Source organism: Frankia sp. Mgl5, assembly GCF_023242985.1.
Classification (GTDB): domain Bacteria; phylum Actinomycetota; class Actinomycetes; order Frankiales; family Frankiaceae; genus Parafrankia; species Parafrankia soli.
Genome location: NZ_JALKFY010000519.1, coordinates 1 through 377, shown reverse-complemented (window position 1 = coordinate 377; position 377 = coordinate 1). Strand labels below are relative to the sequence as shown.

At 56.5% G+C, this 377-nt stretch carries 1 pseudogene; it reads right to left on the bottom strand.

The features are described from left to right. Positions 1 to 377, bottom strand: a pseudogene (locus tag MXD62_RS10420) (glutamine synthetase); the annotation flags it as partial.

The window sequence follows — 377 nt, the reverse complement described above, 5'->3', positions numbered from 1 at the left end:
CTGCCACTCGTTCATGCGCAGAGATACGTAATGCTGAATAAAGCGGGAACCGAAGAAATGGGTGAACAATTCATTGGACAAGAGAGCTTCCATAGCTACATCGAGACGCGTCGGCAAAGGACGGTGATCGCCTGGATTGCGGTACAGATCAACCCCAATGGCAGGTGCAGGAGGCTCAATCCGCTTGCGAATACCGTCCAGCCCGGCTAACAGAATGGCAGCCATCGCCAGATACGGATTGGTGTCGGCACCCGGCAAACGATGCTCCAGATGCGTTCCCGTTTCCCCTCTGCTGAACGGCACACGAATCATGGCGCTGCGATGCTCGTAGCCCCAGGCCGCATGAACCGGTGCAAAAGAACCGGGCACCAATCGCT